The sequence below is a fragment of the Halomonas alkalisoli genome (assembly GCF_021412585.1).
In the GTDB taxonomy this organism is placed as follows: Bacteria; Pseudomonadota; Gammaproteobacteria; order Pseudomonadales; family Halomonadaceae; genus Halomonas; species Halomonas alkalisoli.
The window spans coordinates 1-19085 of record NZ_JAKCMI010000024.1 but is presented as its reverse complement, the minus strand read 5'-3'; the positions used below and the strand labels follow the sequence as shown (position 1 = coordinate 19085).

General features: G+C 64.9%; 16 protein-coding genes. 12 read left to right on the top strand and 4 right to left on the bottom strand.

The features are described 5' to 3' along the window. Nucleotides 1–14: 14 nt before the first annotated feature. The 6 genes from LY622_RS10285 (at nucleotide 15) to LY622_RS10260 (ending at nucleotide 7889) form a co-directional block, all read left to right on the top strand. Nucleotides 15–653: a class I SAM-dependent methyltransferase gene (locus LY622_RS10285; RefSeq protein ID WP_234290818.1), complete on the top strand. Its 639-nt coding sequence runs from the start codon at nucleotides 15–17 to the stop codon at nucleotides 651–653. Between the two features lie 217 nt (nucleotides 654–870). Then, complete coding sequence (locus LY622_RS10280) at nucleotides 871–2292, top strand: MFS transporter (protein WP_234290817.1); 1422 nt, start codon at nucleotides 871–873, stop codon at nucleotides 2290–2292. A gap of 175 nt (nucleotides 2293–2467) precedes the next feature. Beyond that, entirely contained in the window at nucleotides 2468–4261 is a 1794-nt protein-coding gene (locus tag LY622_RS10275) for an acyl-CoA dehydrogenase (RefSeq protein WP_234290816.1), read from the top strand. Between the two features lie 106 nt (nucleotides 4262–4367). Further along, nucleotides 4368–5999 carry an acyl-CoA synthetase gene (locus tag LY622_RS10270; RefSeq protein WP_234290815.1) on the top strand — a complete coding sequence of 544 codons (1632 nt, stop codon included), beginning with the start codon at nucleotides 4368–4370 and terminating at the stop codon, nucleotides 5997–5999. A gap of 22 nt (nucleotides 6000–6021) precedes the next feature. Beyond that, nucleotides 6022–6870 carry a 3-hydroxybutyryl-CoA dehydrogenase gene (locus LY622_RS10265; RefSeq protein ID WP_234290814.1) on the top strand — a complete coding sequence of 283 codons (849 nt, stop codon included), beginning with the start codon at nucleotides 6022–6024 and terminating at the stop codon, nucleotides 6868–6870. Nucleotides 6871–7115: 245 nt separating this feature from the next. Further along, complete coding sequence (locus LY622_RS10260) at nucleotides 7116–7889, top strand: enoyl-CoA hydratase-related protein (RefSeq protein WP_234290813.1); 774 nt, start codon at nucleotides 7116–7118, stop codon at nucleotides 7887–7889. Nucleotides 7890–7991: 102 nt separating this feature from the next. Here LY622_RS10260 and LY622_RS10255 read toward each other — a convergent pair whose 3' ends face one another. From LY622_RS10255 to LY622_RS10240, 4 genes are all read right to left on the bottom strand, one after another. Beyond that, nucleotides 7992–8621 carry a hypothetical protein gene (locus LY622_RS10255; protein WP_234290812.1) on the bottom strand — a complete coding sequence of 210 codons (630 nt, stop codon included), beginning with the start codon at nucleotides 8619–8621 and terminating at the stop codon, nucleotides 7992–7994. Nucleotides 8622–8817: 196 nt separating this feature from the next. Then, entirely contained in the window at nucleotides 8818–9699 is an 882-nt protein-coding gene (locus LY622_RS10250) for a DMT family transporter (RefSeq protein WP_234290811.1), read from the bottom strand. Nucleotides 9700–9822: 123 nt separating this feature from the next. Then, complete coding sequence (locus LY622_RS10245) at nucleotides 9823–10203, bottom strand: Rieske (2Fe-2S) protein (protein WP_234290810.1); 381 nt, start codon at nucleotides 10201–10203, stop codon at nucleotides 9823–9825. Between the two features lie 57 nt (nucleotides 10204–10260). After that, entirely contained in the window at nucleotides 10261–11625 is a 1365-nt protein-coding gene (locus LY622_RS10240; protein ID WP_234290809.1) for a sialidase family protein, read from the bottom strand. A 172-nt stretch (nucleotides 11626–11797) separates the two neighbouring features. Between LY622_RS10240 and LY622_RS10235 the strand changes: the two genes are divergently transcribed. The 6 genes from LY622_RS10235 to trkA all read left to right on the top strand — a co-directional run bounded on the left by LY622_RS10235 (nucleotide 11798) and on the right by trkA (nucleotide 19085). After that, the gene (locus tag LY622_RS10235) at nucleotides 11798–12631 is read left to right on the top strand and encodes an MOSC domain-containing protein (RefSeq protein WP_234290808.1); all 834 of its coding nucleotides are present in this window, start codon (nucleotides 11798–11800) and stop codon (nucleotides 12629–12631) included. A 129-nt stretch (nucleotides 12632–12760) separates the two neighbouring features. Beyond that, nucleotides 12761–13201 (top strand): YtoQ family protein, encoded by a 441-nt coding sequence (locus LY622_RS10230; protein WP_234290807.1) that lies wholly within the window; start codon nucleotides 12761–12763, stop codon nucleotides 13199–13201. A 243-nt stretch (nucleotides 13202–13444) separates the two neighbouring features. Continuing rightward, a complete protein-coding gene (gene trkI, locus LY622_RS10225) occupies nucleotides 13445–14935 on the top strand; it encodes a TrkH family potassium uptake protein (RefSeq protein WP_234290806.1) in 1491 nt (496 codons plus the stop codon). 37 nt (nucleotides 14936–14972) lie between these two features. After that, nucleotides 14973–17000 carry a DUF4118 domain-containing protein gene (locus LY622_RS10220; RefSeq protein WP_234290805.1) on the top strand — a complete coding sequence of 676 codons (2028 nt, stop codon included), beginning with the start codon at nucleotides 14973–14975 and terminating at the stop codon, nucleotides 16998–17000. Further along, the gene (locus LY622_RS10215; RefSeq protein WP_439649583.1) at nucleotides 16990–17709 is read left to right on the top strand and encodes a response regulator; all 720 of its coding nucleotides are present in this window, start codon (nucleotides 16990–16992) and stop codon (nucleotides 17707–17709) included. The genes LY622_RS10220 and LY622_RS10215 overlap by 11 nt, the downstream gene beginning before the upstream one ends. A gap of 2 nt (nucleotides 17710–17711) precedes the next feature. Further along, entirely contained in the window at nucleotides 17712–19085 is a 1374-nt protein-coding gene (trkA, locus tag LY622_RS10210; RefSeq protein ID WP_201025426.1) for a Trk system potassium transporter TrkA, read from the top strand.

Genomic DNA, 19085 nt, shown 5'->3' with positions numbered 1-19085 from the left:
CCCAGAAGGATACGATGATGCTGACCTGCCCGCTATGTGCATCCGCCGAAACGACACATTTTCATCGGGATACGCGGCGCGATTACTACCGTTGCACTGACTGCCGGCTGGTCTTCGTGCCTTCCGCCCAGCGCCTTGCGCCCGAAGCGGAGAAAGCGGTCTACGACCAGCACCGGAACAGCCCCGACGACATCGGTTATCGGCAGTTCCTGTCACGGCTTTATACGCCGCTGCGCGAACGGCTGGTACCGGGTGCCTGCGGTCTCGATTTCGGTGCCGGTCCCGGCCCGACCCTCTCGGTCATGTTCGAGGAGGCGGGACACCCCATGGCGATCTACGATCCCTTCTACGCCCCCGACCCAGCGGCCCTGGAACGTCACTACGATTTCGTCACCGCCACCGAAGTGGCAGAGCATCTCTTCGAACCGGGGCCTGAGCTCGAGCGGTTGGCCAGCCTGCTGAGGCCCGCTGGCTGGCTGGGGCTAATGACCAAGCGGGTTACCACCCAGCAAGCCTTCACCCGCTGGCACTACATCCTCGACCCCAGCCACGTTTGTTTCTTCAGCGAGGCGAGCTTCGCGTGGCTGGCCGATCACCTGGGCATGCGCGTCGAGTTTCCTGCGGCGGACGTGGCCCTGTTGCAGAAGCGGTAAATCATTCTGAAGTTCAGGCTGTTTGCCGAGCAAAATTCCAGGACTGGCGAGCATGGTCCACAAAGCGATTGACTTGGCCGGTCGCGGGCGTATGATTCGCGCGCTTCGACGTTGCGTCAGCATCCTCGGGAGCCGCCGAACCCTGATCCCCGGCAAGGCGCCGTGCGGCAATTTCTGCCACGCTTCTCTTCTTCATCTGCTGCTGTGAGGCCCGTTCATGTCGCGGCAACTGCTGGCCATGGCCCTGGCGCCCCTGCTGGGGCTCTTCATTCTCGGAATCGGCAACGGTTTCCTGGCGACCCTGATCACCCTGCGCCTGGACGCCGCCGGCGAGTCTCCGGTGGTGATCGGCTGGGTTTCGTCGGCCTACTTCATTGGCCTGGCGCTGGGGGCGATGTTCAATGACCGGCTGCTGCTGCGCATCGGCCATATCCGCGCCTATGGCACCTTTGCTTCGCTGGTTGCGGTCACCGTACTGCTGCAGGGGCTATGGCTCGACCCGATCTCCTGGTTCGGGCTGCGCCTGATCGGCGGCTGGGCCACCGTGGGGGTCTACCTGGTCATCGAAAGCTGGCTGCTGACGTCCGGTGAGGCGAAGGTGCGCGGCCGCCTGCTGGCGCTCTACATGATTTCGCTGTATGCCGCCGGTGTCCTCGGCCAGCTGCTGCTGGGTGTGACCGATGCCATGGGTGTCACCGCACCCTTCATGGTGATCGGCATGCTGGCCTCGCTGTCGGTGCTGCCCATGGCGATGATCCCGCGGGTGTCCCCGCTGATCGAGCATGCCGAGCCGCTCTCGCCGATGCGCCTGATCACCCTGACGCCTACCGGGGTCATGGGCAGCTTCGGCTCCGGGTTGGCGGTGGCCGCTGTCTATTCGCTGCTGCCGCTCTATCTGCAGCGCATCGGCCTGACGGTGAATCAGATCGGCCAGATGATGGCGGTGGTGATCCTGGGGGCGATGTTGCTGCAGTATCCCATCGGCCGCTGGTCCGACCGCCACGATCGCCAGATGGTGCTGATCCTGATTGGCACCTTCTGTACGCTGATATCGGCTGGCATGCTGCTGTTGCCGCCGAATATCTGGGTGATGGCGGGGCTGCTCTTCCTGCTCGGTGGCGGCGTCTTCGCGCTTTATCCGGTCGCGGTCGGCCATGCCGCAGACCGTGCCCCGGCAGGCGCCCTGGTGCGCATGAGCCAGGGCCTGCTGCTGATCAATGCCATCGGCTCCACCGTGAGCCCGCCGCTGATTTCGCCGGTCATGGCGGTGGTGGGCGATGCGGGCCTGTTCTGGGCCTTCGGAGCCATGAGCATCGGCATGGTGGCCTTCTTCGGCTGGCGGCGTAGCGTGCGTCCGGCGCCGCTGCCGGTGGCACCGTTCTCGCCGACTACGCCCATGTCGTCGGCCGGCGCCGAGCTGGCTGTGACCGAAGAGCTGATGCAAGGCGCAACCGAGCATGAGTACGTCGAGGACCTGTCCGACGCAGTGCCGGAAGTGGAGACGGTCGAGCCACTGGTTGGCCCGCCGCCTCCCGATGAGCCACATATCGTCTACTACGAGGATGAGGAACCGCCCCATGCGGCGGCGTCCGACCAGGAGCGGCTGCCTGACGAGACGACGAGCCCCTCCCGCGGCTGAAGCGATTGAATAGTCCGCCCCGTCGTTATTCTGCGCCCGATGCCTTGTGTCTCGGGCGCACTGTCTTTGTCGGGTGATTCGCCTTTTTCTGGTGAATTGCCTGCGACCTAGGGATAATGGTTAACGAGAAGTAGTGAATCTACTATTCCGGTTATCATTTTCCCGAGGTATTGTCATGTATCCCTTTGCTGCCCCCGTTCGTGATCTTCGCTTCGTGCTCGAGGAACTGCTCGAGCATCGCTCGCTGGCCCTGCCTGGCTTCGAGGAGGCCAGCCCGGACCTGGTCGAGGCGGTACTGGAGGAGGCCGCCAAGCTGGCGGGCGAGGTATGGGGGCCGCTGAATGCCAGCGGCGACCAGCAGGGCTGTACCCGTCGTGACGATGGCGGCGTGACCCTGCCCGAGGGCTTCATCGAGGCGTATCGGGCCTATGCCGAGGGCGGCTGGAACGGCATCGGCGTCTCCGAGGCACTGGGGGGCCAGGGCCTGCCCGAGGTGGTGGCAAGCAGCGTGCAGGAGATGCTCCACGGCGCCAACATGGCACTGGGGCTCTGCCCGATGCTCACCGCCGGTGCCATCGAGGCGCTGGCACACCACGGCAGCGACGCGCTCAAGGAGACCTACCTGCCCAGGCTGGTAGAGGGGAGCTGGACCGGTACCATGAACCTCACCGAGCCCCAGGCCGGCTCCGATCTTTCCAGGGTGCGTACCCGCGCGGTGCCATGCCCGGAAGAAGAGGCGGATCGTTATCGCCTGTTCGGTCAGAAGATATTCATTACCTGGGGCGAGCACGACGCCGCCGAGAACATCATCCACCTGGTGCTGGCGCGCAAGCCCGATGCCCCCGAGGGCAACAAGGGCATCTCACTGTTCCTGGTTCCGAAATTCCTGGTCAATGCCGACGGCTCGCTGGGCGAGCGCAACGACGTGGTCTGCGCCTCCATCGAGCACAAGCTCGGCATCCACGGCTCGCCCACCTGCACCCTGAGCTTCGGCGAGGGCGAGGGTGCCATCGGTTACCTGGTGGGTGAGGAGGGGCGCGGCCTCAACCACATGTTCACCATGATGAACGAGGCGCGCCACAAGGTCGGCATTCAGGGTATCGGCGTGGCCGAGCGTGCCTGCCAGCATGCCTTCGCCTATGCGCTGGACCGTGTGCAGGGCAAGGTCCACGGTAGTGAAGCCACCATCAGCGAGCATCTCGACGTGCGGCGCATGCTGCTTTCCATGCGTGCCCGCACCGACGCCCTGCGTGCCCTGGCGCTCTATTGTGCCGCCGAACTGGACGTGGCTCGTCATGCTGGCGACGCGTTCGAGCGCAAGGCCGCCCAGGCCCGGGCCGACGTGCTGATTCCCGTGGTCAAGAGCTTCTCCACCGACCAGGCGGTGGATATCGCCTCCATGGGGGTGCAGGTTCACGGCGGCATGGGCTTCATCGAGGAGACCGGCGCCGCCCAGCTGCTGCGTGATGCCCGCATCGCACCGATCTATGAAGGCACCAACGGCATCCAGGCGCTCGACCTGGCCGGGCGCAAGCTGCAGCGCGACGGTGGCGCGGCGCTCAACGACCTGCTCGGGCGGGTCGAAGCCACTGCCGAGGCATTGCGCGGCAATGGTGAACTGGCCGCCCTTGGCGAGAGCCTGGCCGCCGGGGCCGCCGACCTTCGCGCCGCGATGGCCATCGTGCTGGAACAGGGCAGCGATCCCGAGAACGGTGCGGATGCCATCCAGGCCTATGCCACGCCCTTCCTCAACCTGGCTGGCCACGTGCTGTGCGCCTGGCAGATGGGGCAGTCCGCCCTCAAGGCCAGTGCCGCCCAGGCTGCCGGCAGCAGCGAGCCGTTCTATCAGGCCAAGCTGGCCGCTGCCGACTTCGCCCTGCGCCAGTGGCTGCCGGTCGGCCGCGCCAACCGCAGCGTGATCGAGGCCGGCATGGCGAGTCTGGCCGGTTTCGATGCCAAGGCCATCTGATCCCGCCGCCGGTACTGTCCGCAAGAGCCAGACCACAGGAGCCAGGCCACAGGAGCCAGGCGGCAAAGCACAGCACTACGATAACAGCGCCAGAATGGAGCCCACCATGAACAACAGCATCTTCGAACAGGGCCTGCCCAAGACGCAGGCCAACTTTGTCCCGCTGTCGCCGCTGACCTTCATCGAGCGCAGCGCCTCCATCTACCCGGATTATCCGGCGGTGGTGCATGGCGACGTCCGCCGAAGTTGGAGCGAGACCTGGGCGCGCTGTCGCCGGCTCGCCTCGGCGCTGGAGAAACGCGGCATCAAGCCCGGCGAGACGGTAGCAGCCATGCTGCCCAACGTGCCCGCCATGTTCGAGGCGCACTTCGGCGTGCCGCTGGCCGGCTGCGTGCTCAATACGCTGAACATCCGCCTCGATGCCGAGGCCATCGCCTACATGCTCGAGCATGGTGAGGCCCAGGTGGTGCTGGTGGACCCGGAGTTTGCCGACGTCGTCGAGGAAGCTGTTTCGCAGCTGGCCATCAAGCCGCTGGTGATCGACGTGGACGATGCCCTCTTCGAGGGCGAAGTCCGCCATATCGGTGAGCTGGAGTACGAGGCGCTGCTGGCCGAGGGCGACCCGGACTACGCCTACCGGCTGCCCGAGGATGAGTGGCAGGCGATCTCGCTCAACTACACCTCCGGCACCACCGGCAAGCCCAAGGGGGTGGTCTACCATCACCGCGGCGCCTACCTGAATGCGGTGAGCAATATCCTCGAGTGGGCCATGCCACACCACCCGATCTATCTCTGGACGCTGCCGATGTTCCACTGCAACGGCTGGTGCTTCCCCTGGACCATCGCCGCCAATGCCGGTACCAGCGTGTGCCTGCGCAGGGTCGATCCCAGAAAGATCATGGCGCTTATCGCCGACGAGGGTGTGACCCATTTCAGCGGGGCACCCATCGTCCTCAACGGCCTGGTCAATCTCCCCGACGAGGACAAGCGCGACTTCGACCATCCGGTGAAGGTCACCACCGCCGGCGCCGCGCCTCCCGCCTCCGTGATCTCCGGGGTGGAGAAGATGGGCATCGAGGTGACCCACGTCTACGGCCTCACCGAGGTCTATGGCCCGGTGACCGTCTGTGCCTGGCGCGAGGCGTGGGATGAACTGCCGGTGGAGGAGCGGGCGAAGATCAAGTCGCGCCAGGGCGTGCGCTACCACATGCTCGAAGCGCTCTGTGTCGCCGATCCCAATACCCTGGAGCCCGTACCCAAGGACGGCGAGACCGTTGGCGAGATCCTGATGCGTGGCAACAACGTGATGAAGGGCTACCTCAAGAACGAGGCGGCCACCGAGCAGGCGCTGGAGGGCGGCTGGTATCACACCGGCGACCTGGCGGTCTGGCATGCGGACGGCTACATCGAGATCAAGGACCGCTCCAAGGACATCATCATCTCCGGTGGCGAGAACATCTCCACCATCGAGGTGGAAAACGCCATCTATTCGCACCCGGCCGTGGAAGAGGCCGCGGTGGTGGCCAAGCCCGACGAGAAGTGGGGCGAGACCCCCTGCGCCTTCGTCAAGCTCAAGGTGGGCTACGGCGAGGTCACCGAAGCGGACATCATCGCGCACTGCCGGGAGCACCTGGCCCGCTTCAAGGTGCCCAAGACGGTGATCTTCAGCGAATTGCCCAAGACCTCCACCGGCAAGATCCAGAAATTCGTGCTGCGTGAAGAAGCGCGCAAGTCATAACGCCTCACAGGAGAGTGAATAGATGAACTCACAGCAGATTGGTGTAGTCGGCGCGGGGACCATGGGGCAGGGCATTGCACAGGTTCTGGCGACAAGCGGCTTCTCGGTTCAGCTCTATGACGTGGCCGACGAACAGCTTACCCGTGCCCAGGCGGCTATCGACAAGGGGCTGGGCAAGCTGGTGGCCAAGGAGAAGCTCTCCGAGGCCGACAAGGGGGCGGCCCTGGAGCGGCTGGCGGTGACCACGGCACTGGACGCCCTGCGTGACTGTGCCGTGATCATCGAGGCGGCACCGGAGCAGCCGGCGCTGAAGGAGAAGCTGTTCCGCGACCTCAGCCGGCTGACCCATGAGGCTATCCTTGCCTCCAACACCTCATCGCTGTCGCTGACCCGGCTTGCCGCGGTGTGCGAGCGTCCCGAGCGTGTGGTGGGCATGCACTTCTTCAACCCGGTGCCGGTGCTCAAGCTGGTCGAGGTGATTCGCGCCGAGCAGACCTCTGATGCCACCGTGGCGCAGATCGAGGCATTGGCCGAGGCCCTGGGCAAGACGCCAGTGGCCATCGCCGACTCGCCGGGGTTCGCCGTCAACCGCCTGCTGGTGCCGATGATCAACGAAGCGGCCTTCCTGCTGCAGGAAGGGGCTGCGACCGCCGAGGACATCGACCAGTCGATGAAGCTCGGTGCCGCCCACCCCATGGGGCCGCTTCAGCTTGCTGACCTGATCGGCCTGGATGTCTGCCTGGCGATCATGGAGGTACTGCAAGAGGGCTTCGGCGATCCCAAGTACCGGCCCTGCCCGCTGCTCCGGCGCATGGTGGCCGCCGGTTACCTGGGGCGGAAGAGTGGCCGAGGGTTCCACGTCTACAGCTGACCGTATCCCGGGGCTATCCCGGCAATGGGTCCATCGAGGAGGCGCTGTGAACCCTTCCATGGGCGCTACATTTGCCATCCATGGCAAATGACCTCCTCTTTGGACCCATTCCCGGCGCCCCTTGTGCAGGGAACTACCATTTCTACACTGCGACGAAAATGGGGATTGCCGACCTACCAAGCGTTCGCTAGGGTAGGTCGGTATCCCTTCAACAAGAATGCGTTTGCATTGATCAGGAGCCCCACATGAGCGAGAAGCTGATCGAGATTGACGATCGCGATGGCATCGTACGCCTGACCATCACCCGGCCCAAGGCATTGAACGCGCTGAACAGCGCCGTGCTCGCCGAGCTGGAAGCGGTTCTGACGGACCTGGAGAAGCGCGACGACCTGCGCGGCGTGCTGATTACCGGCTCCGGCGAGAAGTCCTTCGTCGCCGGTGCCGATATCACCGAGATGCGCGAGAAGACGCCGGAGGAGGCGCGGGCCTTCGCCAGCCAGGCACTGCGTACCATCAAGCGACTGGAAACGCTCCCGGTGCCGGTGGTCGCCCTGGTGAATGGCTTTTGTCTTGGCGGCGGCTGCGAACTGGCGCTGGCCTGCGACTGGGCAGTAGCCAGCGATAATGCCGTCTTCGGTCAGCCGGAAGTGCTGCTGGGGGTCATTCCCGGCTTCGGCGGCACCCAGCGCCTGCCGCGCCGGGTCGGTCCGGCCATGGCGCTGGACCTGGTCACCACCGGCCGCAAGATCGATGCCCAGGAGGCGCTGCGCATCGGCCTGGTCAACCGCGTCATGCCCCAGGCCGAGCTCGAAGCCTATGCCGATGAGCTGACCAAGCAGCTGTCCGGTAACGGCCCGCTGGCAGTGCGCGGTGCCAAGCAGGCGGTCCACGATGGCATGGACCAGGATCTGGACAGCGCCCTGGCCCTGGAAACGGCCCTGTTCGCCTGCTGCTTCGCCGGTGAGGAGCAGAGCGAAGGCATGAGCGCCTTCGTCGAGAAGCGCAAGCCTAACTTCTGAGGCTCTGCGGAATGTGAAGAGGCGGCAGTGGCGAATTGGCCACTGCCGCCTTTTTTCGTACTCCGGTGTTACCGCCGAGTGCTGCTACGGTACCCCATCGCTTCACAGGGTGTGATGGGCGCAGCTCACCAGTGGGTTGAAGGGCTCGAGATGGGTGACAGCATTGTCCCGAAACCACACGTGCTGGTCGTAGTGAGGAGCGAAGCCGTGTGCCTCGTCGATGGCGGTCTCGGGGTCGTTGGCCATGTAGTCCCAGGCGCGGCCAGCGAAGGTGGGCGGCTCGGTATTGCCCGCCTCCTCCCAGGCCTTCTGGAACACCAGGTTCTCGACGCCGACCAGCACCAGTGTCCCGTCTTGCTGCGGTTCGTAGAGCAGGATGGAGGGATTGAGAAAGTCGGTATGGGTTCCGGTGCCGTCGATCCGCGGCTCGGTTGCCGTTATGCCCAGCAGGTCGGGGCGCAGGTAGTGGATACCCATGTCTCCGAGTTCGGCGGGCAGCCCCTCTGCAGCCGCGCTGACACACTGGCCGGTGGGGTCCGGAATGTAGCCCTCGGCCAAGGCCACGTCGACGTCCTCGAATCGCTGGGTGGCAATTCGAATCGACTCGACCAGTGCGGCGACATCCTCTCCCTCTAGGGCGTCAGACGAATGTGCCAGGGCAAGACTGGAGGCCAGGCTGCCAGTGACCACCAGGCCCGCTATTGCAATGCCCACTGCGTTTGTTGTTTTCATAGTTTTGTCCCCATGCAGAGTAGACCTGCCGGGTTCATGGACAACCGTCATGGTCCATGGGGATCGTCGTGGGTGAAAGGCTGACGCGACTATGCCCGGCATCTTCCTGAGCATAGCAAGCGGGTTGCCGTCTGCTACGGACTTTTTGCAGTCTGTAACCTGGCTGGCAGCGTGGTGAAAAAGACCCAGATGGGCGTCAGATCATTGTCCGGCGACGCAGCCGCAGGATGCCAGTGGCGACGGCGGTACCCACCAGGGTGATCGCCATGCCGGCCAGTATCTGCAGGCTGAGCACTTCCCCAAGCAGCAGGTAGCCCCAGAGCAGTGCGCTGACCGGTACCAGGAAGGTGACCGTCGAGGTGGCTGTCGCCCCGGCGCTGGAGATCAGCCCGAAATAGAGCAGGAATGCCACGGTGGTACTGAACACCGCAAGGCTCAGGCCGTTGGCCCAGGCCAGTCCGCTGATGGGTTCGGTTGGCCAGAGCAGCAGGCCGGGGATGAGCAGGATCAGTGCCGACATCGCCGTGCTGCCCGCCGCCAGGACGCGAACCGGAAGATGCGAGAGATAGGTCTTGGAATAATTGCTGGCGACGCCATAGCAGAAGGTGGCCCCCAGCGCCGACAGAATGAACCAGCCGTCACCGCCCAGCGCGAAGTCCAGCCGGTTGGCCGAGAGTACATAGACCCCGGCGAAGGCGAGGGCGAGTCCCAGGTACTGCTGGCGCTGCACCGGCGTAGTGAAGAACAGGGCCCCCAGCAGCGCGGTGAAGATCGGGGTGGTGGCGTTGATCAGCGAGGTGAAGCCAGCCTCCAGGCGCACCGTGGCCAGCGCCAGCAGGACGAAGGGCAGCACGTGATTGACCAGGCCCAGCAGCAGCAGCCCGCCCTTGTTTTCCCAGACCAGCTTCAGGTAGCGCAGGCTGAGCAGCAGTGGAATCAGCAGGAGGGCGCCGACGCCCATTCGCACCAGGATCAGCGGCACGGGGCCGAACTCGGGGACCGCCACCCGCATGAAGATGAACGACATGCCCCACAGCGAGGAGAGCAGGATCAGGCGGAGCGTATCGGCCGGCGACATGCGTCATCCTTGGCAAGAAAAGGCTAAACAGCAAAGATTACGTATGAATTTGGACTATGGGAAGTGGGAGATCCCATCAAATTTTCTGATAGTTTTTATCAGGGCCTTGCAGGCGAGACAGCGCTACTCAGCGTTGCCGATCACCAGCCAGCCGTCGTCATCGACGCTCAGCGGCACCGGATCCAGGGCGCAGCCCTCGCCGTGGCCGCTGAGCCCCTCGCCGGTACGGGCGGAGAAAGTGGCGTCGTGATTGGTGCAGCGAAGTGCTTCGCCGTCGTGGCTGAGAATGCGTGAGCCACGCTGGTCCAGGGGCAGGTACTGGTGCGGGCAGGCGTTGACGTAGGCGAGAGGGATCTCGTCCAGGCGCACCAGCAGCAGGGGAAAGCTCCCCTTTTCGCATTTCAGGGTCAGGCTGTGGGTGCTGCCCACATCGACTTCATCGAGCCTGACGAGGCGCGTGCCAAGTGCGGGTGCGCTACGATACTGTTGCCAGGCCTGAGTCATGCCGATTGTCCTCGTAATGTAAGCGGACCGACATTGTCGCCAATGCCGGCCCGCTTGTCAGTGCTCTCTCCGCCCTCGGATCAACCAGACATGGCTGGCTTCTCCGGGTAGAAAGATGCTGTTTACCACTGCGATGTCACCGTTGTCATTCACCGCTAGCTTGCGGGTCAATAGCCCCTGAAGGCTGCCATTGAAGCCGGCGACGGCGCTGCTCTGCGGTACGACGCTTGGGGTGGCGAATGTCTCGCCGGCATCCGGGGAGTGCGTCATGCCCAGGCCGCGAGGGCGCAGGCCTGGGTCGGGGAATTGCTCCCAGAGCAGGTGGACATGGCTGCCCGCCACCGCGATGGATGGATACCCTTGGCCGGCAGCGCTTTCGCTCCGCTCGTCGACCAGCTCCCTTGGGGCGCTGAAGTGTTCGCCGCGGTCGGCCCGGGTATAGCGAATGCGGACCGGCTGCCCAGGGCCTTCGGTGGCCTCGGCATAGGCCAGGTGTACGGTACCGTTGGCATCCACCGCCAGGGAGGGGGCGTCCGAGTGCCCCCGAGAGGTAGCGACGGCTGCAGGCTCTGCCAGGATAGCCCCGCTGCTGTCGAACAGGGTGTAGTGAATATCGGCGGCCGGGTCTTCGCCCACGCTCCAGGCCAGATGTACCCTCCCTTCGCCATCCACGGCAAGGCTGGGGCCTCGGGCGGGCCTGGTGTCGTCCCTGGCCACCGGCTGCGGCCGGACAAAGGTACTGCCACCATCCTGAGAATGGCTGATGTACAGGTCGCCCTCATAGGCCGTCCAGGCGGCCCAGATGATGCCATCGGGGCCTTCGGCCAGGTCCAGGCTGCCATTGTCCCAGCGCTGCTCGGTCAGCCGCCCCTTGCCGGCACCTTCCCGTGACCGGGAGAGATTGAGCGGTTCGCTGAACGTCATGCCGCCATCCTGCGAACGGGCGAACAGGATGTCGCCGCCATGGCTGCCACCGGAAAAGATAATCTCTTGCCAGAGTACGTAGAGGGTGTCGGGGTCGTCGCCAGCGATCACCAACCGGGGGAGCCAGGAGAAGGTGCCGCCGCTGCGTGATACGTTGATGGGCTCGTCGTGCTGTGGTTCGCCGCTACGGCCGATAGACTGGAAGAAGATGTCCTGCCGCGCCTGGTCGACCCAGAGTACTGCTGCGGTGCCGTCCTGGTGCAGGGCAACCGTTGGGTCGTCCACATAGCGAAAGTCCGACTCGTTCATGCGCCATGGCCCTATATGGGCTTCACCGCTGGCGATCTGCAGGGCCGGCTGCCAGGTAACGCCCCCCTCATCGGCGATACTGGTGGCAGCCAAGGGCAGCAGCAGTGACGCGGTCGCTACCAGGATCGGTCGGCGAAGAGCGGAGAGCGACAGACATAGGGCCAGGCGGTATTTCACGACATAGGGCATGCTTCTCCCTCGCGCGATTGAGTTGTTACCAACGCAGTGTAGCAGCGAGATTGAAGCCGCATTGCGGTATAGGCAGGGCGGCAGCGAGTGGGCTCAACGATGTGCAGGCGTATGCTTTGTCCCAGCCGCTGCCTTGATGAACGATGGGGGTAAACGACATGGGGAGGTCGACGTGAAGATTTCAGGAATTCATCTGTATCCGGTCAAGTCGCTGAGTGGAATTACCCTGGAGCGCGCGGTACTCGGTGAACGAGGTATCGCCCATGATCGAAACTGGATGGTGGTGGATGATGTGGGGCGTTTCGTGACCCAGCGGCAGATGCCGGCCATGGCCCGGATCGCTGTCCGCCTGGAAAGTGACCGGCTGCTGCTGGAGCATCCTGAGGTGGCGCCGCTGGCCATCGAGCTGGCGCGCAGCGACCAGCCGTCACTGACGGCCTATGTCTGGGAAGATGCCTGCCGGGCGCTGGACGAAGGCCCCGAGGCGGCGCAGTGGTTGAACAGCGTGCTGGGCGACTGGAAAGGCAGCGGGCTGCGCCTGGTGCGCTTTGCACCCGACGAGCGTCGTGCCATCGATCCCTTCTACCAGCAGGGCGAGAACGCCCACACCGCTTTCGCCGATGGCTATCCCTTCCTGATTGCCTCGGAGGCGTCACTGGCAGCGCTCAACCAGGCGCTGCAGCGCAAGGGGCTGTCGCCACTGCCGATGAACCGTTTTCGTCCCAATATCGTGGTGGAGGGAGCCGCCCCCTTTGCCGAGGACGGGTGGAGTGAGCTTGGTTCTCCCGAGGGCTATCGCTTCGGCATACGCAAGCCCTGCCAGCGCTGCAAGATCACCACGGTGGATCAGGCGACCGGAAGCATCGCGATCCCCGGCGAACCGCTCAAGACCCTGATGGAGATGAAGACCCAGCCGTTTCGCCCCGGGGCCTATTTTGGCCAGAATGCCACCCTGCTCGAAGGCCGGGATCAGTTCATCTCGGTCGGTGACAGCCTGGTGGGTTGAGCCGTCGCTCCCCAGGCATGCCTTCTTGTGCGATAGGACTTACGCCATGGTATCGAGCCGGGCCTGAAGTCAGCGGTGGCTCCATAGGCTATGATGGGCACCCTTCATTTATCAGCCCAGGAGTCCTCCATGAGCTTTTATGTCTACCTTTCCGGGGAAATCCACACCGATTGGCGCGACGAGATTCAGCGCGGCGCCGAGGCGGCCGGCCTGGACATCGTCTTCACCTCGGCGGTGACCGACCACGCGGCCAGCGATGCCGCCGGCGACCACCTCGGGGCGGAGAGCAACCCGTTCTGGCGCGACCACAAGTCGTCCAAGGTCAACGCCATCCGCACCAAGACGCTGATCGAGCAGAGCGACCTGGTGGTGGTTCGTTTCGGCGACAAGTACAAGCAGTGGAATGCCGCCTTCGATGCCGGCTACTGTGCGGCACTGGGCAAGCCGTATGTCACCCTGCATGGCGAGGAGATCATCCATCCGCTCAAGGAAGTCGACGCCTCGGCCATGGCCTGGGCGACCACCACCGATCAGGTCGTCGAGATACTGCGCTACGTCACCAAGGCCTGAAGCCTAGGCCCTCTTCCATCTGCTAGCTGTGTTCATCTGCCCCCGGTTCAGGGGGCGGGTGTTCGCCTTCAGCGTCATGCTGGCCTTCCTTCGACCGGGACAACCCCATCTCTTTCCTGCCATGCAGTCGACCTGACTGGCGGGCTGGTTTTTTTACGGATTTTTTAGACGATGGCGTGATGTCATGTCGGCTTGAGAGTGATGGGCTCGGTTTCTACTCGGATTGTCATGGGCGAAGACGGCATGTTCGAACAGCGGGGGCTGCATCAGCGGCTCGGTTATCAATGGCGGAGCTGGGCGCCGGTCCTCAAGGTGTTGTCGGTCCTCTGGATGGTGCTGGCCTTGTTCATGGCGTTGCCCTGGGTGGTGTTGTTGGTCGAGGGGGAGCCCGACGCCACGGCATTCGGCCTATCGATGGTCATCGTGCTGAGTGCGGTGGCGCTGAGCTGGCTCGCCACGCTGAAGGTGGCGATAGAACTCAAGCCCTGGCAGATGTTCGTACTGACGACCTTCAGTTGGGTCAGTATCAGTGGTTTTGCCAGCCTGCCCCTGGTATTGGGTGCCCCCCAGCTTTCTTTCACCAATGCCGTCTTCGAGTCGGTGTCTGCGATCACCACCACCGGCTCGACGATTCTCGTGGGCATCGAGACCCTCTCCGATGGCCTCAAGCTGTGGCGGGGGATCATGCAGTGGCTGGGCGGCATCGGTATCATCGTGATGGGGATCGCCATCCTGCCGTTCCTCAAGGTCGGCGGCATGCGGCTCTTCCACACCGAGTCCTCGGACTGGTCCGACAAGGTGATGCCTCGCACCGGTGGTATCGCCAAGGCCACCCTGGGCGTCTATTGCGGCTTCACCCTGATCGCCATGCTGACCTACTGGCTGGGTGGCATGGCGCTGCTCGATGCGGTGGTGCACGGCATGACCTCGGTGGCTACGGGGGGCTTTGCCAATTCGGATGCCTCGTTCGGGGCCTATGGCGATCGCCCTTTCCTGCTCTGGGCGGCCAGCCTCTTCATGCTGGCAGGTGCGCTTCCCTTCGTGCTTTATATCCGTGTGTTGCGCGGTTCCCGGCTGGCACTGTGGCGAGATCAGCAGGTGCAGGGTCTCTTGCTGCTGCTGGTGATCGTCATCCTGAGCCTTACCCTATGGAGAATGTGGCTGGGAACGCCGCCCTTCGAGGCGCTCACCCATGTCGCCTTCAATGTGATATCCGTCGTTACGACCACCGGCTACGCCTCGGATGACTATAGCGTCTGGGGGCCGCTGGCCTTCGTCGCGTTCTTCTACCTGACCTTCGTCGGCGGCTGCAGCGGCTCCACCAGTGGCGGCATGAAGATCTTCCGCTTTCAGGTGTCGACCATTCTGCTGCGCAACCAGCTGCGTTACCTGATCCACTCCAGCGGTGTGTTCGCCTCACGCTACAATAATCAACCGCTGACCGATGAAGTCACTCGCGGCGTGGTGGCCTTCTCCTTCTTCTTTTTTCTCACCATTGCCGGGTTGGCCCTGGGGCTCTCCTTGCTGGGCCTCGATTTGGTCACCGCGCTTTCCGGTGCGGCCACCGCCGTGGCCAACGTCGGGCCGGGGCTGGGTGACACCATCGGCCCGTCCGGCAACTTTGCACCGCTACCGGATGCGGCCAAATGGCTGTTATGTGTGGGTATGCTGATGGGGCGGCTCGAGATACTCACGGTGCTGGTATTGCTGACGCCAATGTTCTGGCGCAGGTAGTCTGAAGAACTCCCCAACCCCGAGGACGACCGGATCGATGAACGCCACTCCCGATTCACGCCCCGCCAGTGATCCGACGCCGGCAGCGGCGCCAGGTGATGTCGAGCAAGTTCGCCGAGGGGCGGCGAAAGGCGTGCGCCTGCTGGTGGCGCTCAGCGGCGGCAGCGAGGACGCGGCCCTGGTACGCACCGCCCATCGCCTGGCCGAGCGCGATGGCGTGCGCTGGCGCGCAATACACGTGGACAACGGCCGCGACGACTCCGAACGCCGGCTGGTGCTGGAAAAGGACTTCGCCATGGTGCACCGGCTGGGCGGCGAGACCCGGGTGCTCCAGGGGCAGGACCGGGCCGCGGAGTTGCACGACTATGCCCGCGAGCATCGCATTGCCACCCTGCTGGTGGGCTGTTCCCGGCCTTCCGGTTGGCGTGTCTGGCGCCGCACCCTTGCCGAACAGCTGCTGCGCCGCGGTGGGACCTTCGACCTGATGGTGGTGGCGGAGGCCCGGCAGCGCTCGCGCTTCCGGCCGCGGCACGTCTGGCAGCCGCTGCGATTGCGCGAGCCGTTGGTGGCGCTGCTCAGTGTCCTGGGCGCCCTGGTGGTGGCCTGGGGACTGGAGTCCTGGCTGGAGCTGGCCAACCTGTCGCTGGTGTTCCTCGCCGCGGTGCTGGCCAGTGCCACCCTGGCCGGCACCCGGGCGGCGATGCTCAGTGCTGGGCTTGGCTTTCTGGCCTTCAACTTCTTCTTCACCCAGCCGCGCTTCTCCCTCGCCATCGTTGAGCACGGACAGCTGCTCACCGTGGTCTTCTTCCTGCTGGTGGCGGTCGTGGTCGGCCAACTGGCCGGCAGCGGGCGACGCCGGTTGCTGGCGTTGCGCTCCAGCCGGGAGCAGACTCACCGGCTGCTGACCTATGCCCGGGCCTTGTCGGCCGCCACCGACCGGGACCAGGTGGGCGATATCGGTGTCACGTCGCTGGAGCGCTGGCTGGGCGTTCCCGTGGTGCTGCTCGACCGGGATGAGAAGGGCGCCGACTTTACGATCCGCCACGCGGCCCCGCCCGGCATGACTCTGGACGCGGGGGCCCTCACGGCGGCGGGCTGGAGCTGGCAGCATCGGCAGCCCAGCGGCCGCGGCACCGAGAATCTGCCCGACCAGCAGTGGCGACTGCTGCCCCTGGTGGAACAGGGGCGAGTGCTGGGTATCGTGGGCCTCAAGCTGGCGGTACGCGAGACGCCCCCGGGTCCCGATCAGGAGGCGTTGATCGAGGCGCTGTCCAGCCAGCTCACCATGGCCCTGGAGCGGACCCGGCTGGTCAGCGACCTGGGGACTGCACGGCTGTCAGAGGAGAACGAGCGGCTGCGATCGGCGCTGCTTTCGTCGGTTTCCCACGACTTGCGCACTCCTTTGGCATCGATCATCGGATCGGCCAGTACGCTGCGTGAGCTGGAGGCTCAGCTCAGCGACGAAGACAAGCATGAGCTGCTGGATGGCATCCTGTCCGAGAGCGAGCGGCTCAATCGCTATATACAGAATCTGCTGGACATGACGCGATTGGGGCATGGCAGCCTGAAGATCGAGCGTGACTGGATTTCCCTGGAGGACCTGATCGAATCGGCCATCAGGCGCCTGGGGCCCTCCCTGGAGCACGTGAAAATCGAGCGCAGAGGGATCGGTGAGTTGCCGTTGCTCTTTGTTCACCCTGCACTGATTGAACAGGCGCTGGTCAATGTCATCGACAACGCCGCCCGCTTTTCGCCGTCAGGGGGCAGGGTCATCATTGCCGGCCGTCTGGACGAGACCGACCGGCAGTTGGAGGTCCGGGTGACCGACGAGGGGCCGGGCATTCCCCCGGCACAGCGCCAGGCGGTATTCGACATGTTCTTCACGGGGGGCGAAGGCGACCGTAGCCGCTACGGCAGTGGCCTCGGCCTGGCCATTTGCCGTGGCATGCTCGGCGCCCACGGGGGCAGCATTGCGGCAGAGCCGGGCCCGGCGGGCAGCGGCACCAGTATCGTGATGCGCCTGCCGCTCAGCGAGAGAGAAGAGGGCGCGCTGGATGATGGCTGAGAATCGGCATGTACTGATCATCGACGACGAGCCCCAGATTCGTCGTTTCCTGCGCATCAGCCTTGTGTCGCAGGGTTTCAGGGTGAGCGAAGCGGCTACCGGCGGCGAAGGGCTCGCTCGTGCCCTGAACGAAGTGCCCGACCTCGTGCTGCTGGATCTTGGGCTACCCGACATGGACGGCCAAGCGGTACTCGATGAGCTGCGGTCAGGCAGCGCGGTCCCGGTCATCGTGGTGTCGGTGCGCGGGCACGAGGCCGAAAAGGTCCGTGCCCTGGATCGGGGGGCCAATGATTATGTTACCAAGCCCTTCGGTATCCAGGAGCTGCTGGCACGGATACGCTCGCTGTTGCGGCGCCATGGGGAGCCAGGCGAAGGCCCTGCGTTGACGCGTTACCGCCGCGCCGAACTGGTCATCGACCTCGCGGCTCGGCGGGTCACACATGGTGATTCGCCGGTTCACCTCACGCCGAAGGAGTACGCCGTGCTGGATCGCCTGGCACGCCATGCCGGCCGGGTGGTGACCCAGACCCAGTTGTTGCGTGATGTCTGGGGGCCGACCCACGCCCACGACACCCACTACCTGCGCATCGTCATCAGCAAGTTGCGCCACAAGCTCGGCGATGACCCCCAGTCACCGCATCTTCTCCAGACCGAGGCGGGTATTGGCTATCGGCTGCTGGTAGAGCCAGAAACGGCTACGGAGCAATAGCAATGAAGATCATCATTCTTGGCGCCGGCCAGGTCGGCGGTACGCTGGCCGAGCATCTGGCCCGCGAGGAAAACGACATCACCGTGGTGGACACCGACGGCGAGCGGCTGCGCGAGCTGCACACCCGGCTCGACATCCGCACCGTGGTGGGGCCGGGCTCCTACCCCGTGGTGCTGCGCCAGGCCGGCTGCGAGGACGCCGATATGCTGATCGCGGTGACCAGCCAGGACGAGGTCAACATGATCGCCTGCCAGGTCGCCCACACCCTGTTTCGCACCCCCACCAAGATCGCCCGGGTCCGCGCCACCGCCTACCTCACCCGCAAGGGGCTGTTCGCCCACGAGGCGGTGCCCATCGACGTGCTGATCAGCCCCGAGCAGGTGGTCACCGACCACATCCGCCGGTTGATCGAGCACCCCGGCGCGCTGCAGGTGCTGGAGTTCGCCGGTGGGCTGGTGCAGCTGGTGGCGGTCAAGGCGTTCTACGGCGGCCCGCTGGTGGGCCAGGACCTGGGCTTCCTGCGACGCCACATGCCCAGCGTCGACACCCGGGTGGCGGCCATCTACCGCCGCAACCGGCCGATCATTCCCCGCGGCGACACCGTGATCGAGGCCGACGACGAGGTCTTCTTCATCGCCGCCCGCCGCGACATCCGCGCGGTGATGAGTGAGCTGCGCCGGGTCGACCGCGACTTCCGCCGGGTGATGATCGCCGGCGGCGGCAACATCGGCGAGCGGCTGGCCGAACACCTCGAGCACAGCCACCAGGTCAAGATCATCGAGCACGGCATCGAGCGCTGCACGGTGCTCGCCGAGCGCCTCGACCGCACCGTGGTGCTGCACGGCAGCGCCACCAACAAGCGGCTGCTGGAAGAGGAGAACATCGAGGACTGCGACATCTTTTGCGCGCTGACCAACGACGACGAGGTCAACATCATGTCGTCGATGCTGGCCAAGCGCATGGGTGCCAAGAAGGTGCTGACGCTGATCAACAACGCCGCCTACGTGGACCTGGTCCAGGGCGGCGAGATCGACATCGCCATCTCGCCGCAGCAGGCCACCATCGGCAGCCTGCTGACCCACGTGCGCCGCGGCGACATCGTCAACGTGCACTCGCTGCGCCGCGGTGCCGCCGAGGCGATCGAGGCCATCGCCCACGGCGACATGCAATCCTCCAAGGTGGTTGGCCGCGCCATCGGCGACATCGACCTGCCCAGCGGCACCACCATCGGTGCGCTGGTGCGCGGCAAGGAGGTGCTGATCGCCCACGACGACGTGGTGGTGGAGTCGGGCGATCACCTGATCCTGTTCGTGATCGACAAGCGCCGCATTCGCGAGGTGGAACGCCTCTTCCAGGTCGGCCTGACCTTCTTCTGA